A 3476-nucleotide genomic window follows, 5' to 3' on the forward strand; every position below is an offset into this window, starting at 1 on the left:
TGCCGTCCGCAGCCGCCCCGATGTCCGTCAACGCACCGGGGACCTGCACCCACGGGTTCGCGTCGTTGTTGGTGTAGCGGTAGATGTTCCCCGCCGCGTTGACCCCCCACACGTTGGTCCTGGACCCCGCCGAGATCCGCACGAGCGCACCGCTGATCTGCTTCCAGTGGCCGCTTTCCCGGTCGCCGGTGTAGCGGTAGATGTTGCCACCGGAGTTCACACCCCAGACGGTGCCGTCCGCAGCCGCCCCGATGTCCGTCAACGCACCGGGGACCTGCACCCACGGGTTCGCGTCGTTGTTGGTGTAGCGGTAGATGTTCCCCCCTGCGTTGACCCCCCACACGTTGGTCCTGGACCCCGCCGAGATCCGCACGAGCGCACCGCTGATCTGCTTCCAGTCGGCCATTGCACCTGCTCCTTTTCGTCCGGGACTACTCGATGGGGACACTCCCGCGACGGAACGATTCGGCATTCAGGCGCTCTTGCGGCGTGATCTTATTTTTTGTCTGGAAAGTCGTGTTTATCGGATGGGTCACATGTGCAGGCTGGACGTGTTCGGCTCAGCGGTTCGCCGAAGAGTGACCTGAACGCAGGTCGCGCCTGTGGGTTGTTGACGGCTGCCACGTTGACGTCGACGAGTACGCGAGAGCGGTCGGCACGGGCGGCTCACCGCCCCCTGCCCGCCGTGGCCGGGCGACACGACAAGCCGGCTCCGCTACGCGGCGACCGTGCTCATCGCCGCCGTCAACGAGTGACCGTGGCCGGCACCCCCACAGGCCTCCTACGCGACCCTGACCACGTACTTGCCCTGGACGCCGCCCGCCTCCAGCGCCCGGTGTGCCGCTGCTGTCTCCTCCAGCGGGAAGACCGTGTCCACCGCAGGTCTCAGCTTCCCCTCGACCACATGGCGGGCGAGGTCGTCGAAGTCCGCCCGCCCGGGGTTGCCGCTGAAGAAGCGCACCCGGCCGTGTCCGTGGACCGTGCTGGCCGCGAGACAGCCGAGCGACGCAGCGGGCCGTTTCAGGTCGAAGGCGATGGTGACCATGCGCCCGCCGGAACCGAGTAGGCGCCGGAAGACCCGCAGGTCGGTCCCCGCGGTGTCCAGGACCACGTCGAAGCGGCCCAGTTCCGCCGGGTGCACTGTCCGGTGGTCGACGGCCTCGTGCGCGCCGAGCCCGCGGACGAAGTCCAGGTTGGCTGCGCGGGCCAGGGCCGTGACCTCGGCGCCGTACGCCCGTCCGAGCTGGACGGCGGCGTTGCCGACACCACCCGCCGCGCCCCGGACGAGGAGTCGTTCGCCGGGGCGCAGCCCGGCTTTGTCCCGCAGTGCGGTGATGGCCGTGGTGGCCACCGGCAGCGCGGCGGCGTCCACCAGGTCGAGGCCGTCGGGGAGCCGGCCGACCCGCTCGGCGGGCACGCTCACGTACTCGGCGGCGCTGCCGAACCCGGAGGTGCGGCCCAGGACCCCCCATACGCGGTCGCCGGCCGCCAACCGTGTGACTCCGGCACCCAGTGCGGCTACCTCGCCGGTGAAGTCCAAGCCGACGCGTTTGGGGAACCTCCGACCGCTCACGAGACGGAGACGGCCGGCACGGGCTGCCAGTTCGCCGCCGTTGACGCTGAACGCGCGCACCCGCACAAGGATCTCGCCGGGGGCCGGCTCGGGTCGTGGCACACGGCCCGTGTAGAGCACGTCGGGGCCGCCGTAGCGGTCGTAGAGCACTGCCTTCATCGTGTGGTCGTTCATCGTTCCGCCTTCGCCGCCGGGGTCGCACAGGGGACTGGCATCGACCGTAGGCTCTCAAGTGGACGCAATCGTCCGCTTGGGCCGGAAGTGAGAGACGACGATGGTGGAATCCTCTTGGATCACAGCCCGGGACGGGGTGCGGGCGGACGCCCGGCGCAACCGGGAGCGCGTCCTCGTCGCCGCCCGTGCGGTCTTCGCGGAGCGCGGGATCGACGCCCCGATGGCGACCGTGGCCCGACGGGCCGGGGTCGGCGTGGCGACGCTGTACCGGCACTTCCCGACCCGGGACGCTCTGGTGAGGGGCGCGTTCGCGCAGCAGATGGAGACCTGCGCGCGGGCGCTCACCGAGGCTCTGGCCGCCCCGGACCCGTGGCAGGGCTTCCAGCAGCTGTTCGAGACGCTATGCGCTCTGCAACGGGAGGAACGCGGGTTCCCGGCCGCGTTCGTCGCGGCCTTCCCGGAAAGCACGTCGGAACACGAGCGGGCCCGGGGACGAGCCGAGCGGGACTTCACGACCCTGGTACGCAGGGCCCAGGCCTCGGGCGCGCTGCGGGCCGATTTTCACCCTTCCGACCTCGCCGTGGTCCTGTTGGCACACTGCGGTCTGGTGGCCGCCCTACCGGATGACGACGCGGCGTCCCGGCGCCTGATGGCCTATCTGCTCCAGTCGTTCCGCACCGACGCGGCCGACGAACCGCTGCCCCCGCCGAGTGCGCTGACACTGCGCAGCCTCCCGATCGCGCCTGACAGTCCCCGGGGGCAGAGGCCCCCGGGAACCTGACATGAAACGGGTACCTGGCGCGGGGCACGTCCAGTCCGACGACCCCACGTTCGCAACAGGCCCGAGCACGGGCCGCACGGCCGCACCGGTCACGGACCTACAGGCCGGAGTAGGAGTGCAGGCCGTCCACGAACATGTTGACGCCGTAGTAGTTGAACAGCCAGCACGCGAAGGCCACCAGGGCCAGGTACGCGGCCTTGCGGCCCTTCCAGCCGACGGTCGCGCGGGCGTGCAGGTAGCAGGCGTAGGCCGCCCAGGTGATGAACGACCAGACCTCCTTGGGGTCCCAGCCCCAGTAACGGCCCCAGGCGCTCTCCGCCCAGATCGCGCCGGCGATGATGGTGAAGGTCCAGAACGGGAAGACCGCCGCGTTGATGCGGTAGGCGAACTTGTCCAGTGACGCGGCGGCGGGCAGCCGCTCCAGCACCGAGGTCGCGAACCGTCCCGGCTTGCCGCCGCGTTCCAGCTTCGCCTCGTAGCGGTCCCGGAAGAGGTAGAGCACCGTGCCGACCGCGCCCAGGTAGAACAGCGCGCCGCAGACGATCGCCAGCGACACGTGGATCCACAGCCAGTAGGAGTCCAGGGCCGGCGGCAGCTGGTCGCTCTCGGTGTAGAGCACGGTGGTGGCCAGGCCCAGGTCCAGCAGGACCGTCGTGACCAGCAGCAGGCCTACCCAGCGCACGTTCTTCCGGGCCGCCAGCAGCACCAGGTAGGCGCCGACGACGACCATGGAGAAGGTCATCGAGAACTCGTACATGTTGGCCCACGGCACCCGCTGCACCGACACCCCGCGCGCCACCACACCGGCGGCGTGCACCACGAAGGCCAGGGTGGTCAGGGCGACGGCGATCCGGCCGTACATGTCGCCCTGCTCGTCGCCGCCGGCCGCGCCGGGCCCGTCCGGCAGGGTCGGGCGCCCGCCGGCCGAGGAACGCGTGACGACCTCGG

General features: G+C 70.7%; 4 protein-coding genes. 1 reads left to right on the forward strand and 3 read right to left on the reverse strand.

Features of this window, described 5'->3' with window-relative positions; translation table 11 throughout:
- The coding region (locus tag ACYVE9_RS10070) for a tectonin domain-containing protein (protein WP_461027421.1) at positions 1-406 on the reverse strand (406 nt) is incomplete at its 3' end.
- A 375-nt stretch (positions 407-781) separates the two neighbouring features.
- On the reverse strand, positions 782-1747 hold the full coding sequence (locus ACYVE9_RS10075; RefSeq protein WP_461027422.1) for an NAD(P)-dependent alcohol dehydrogenase: 966 nt from the start codon (positions 1745-1747) through the stop codon (positions 782-784).
- A gap of 100 nt (positions 1748-1847) precedes the next feature.
- On the opposite strand from ACYVE9_RS10075, the gene ACYVE9_RS10080 reads away from it, so the two are divergent.
- Positions 1848-2528 (forward strand): TetR/AcrR family transcriptional regulator, encoded by a 681-nt coding sequence (locus ACYVE9_RS10080; RefSeq protein WP_461027423.1) that lies wholly within the window; start codon positions 1848-1850, stop codon positions 2526-2528.
- Positions 2529-2625: 97 nt separating this feature from the next.
- On the opposite strand, the gene ccsB is transcribed toward ACYVE9_RS10080, so the two are convergent.
- A partial coding sequence (gene ccsB / locus ACYVE9_RS10085) for a c-type cytochrome biogenesis protein CcsB (protein ID WP_461027424.1) occupies positions 2626-3476 on the reverse strand: 851 nt, incomplete at its 5' end.

The sequence above is a fragment of the Streptomyces sparsus genome (assembly GCF_054776295.1).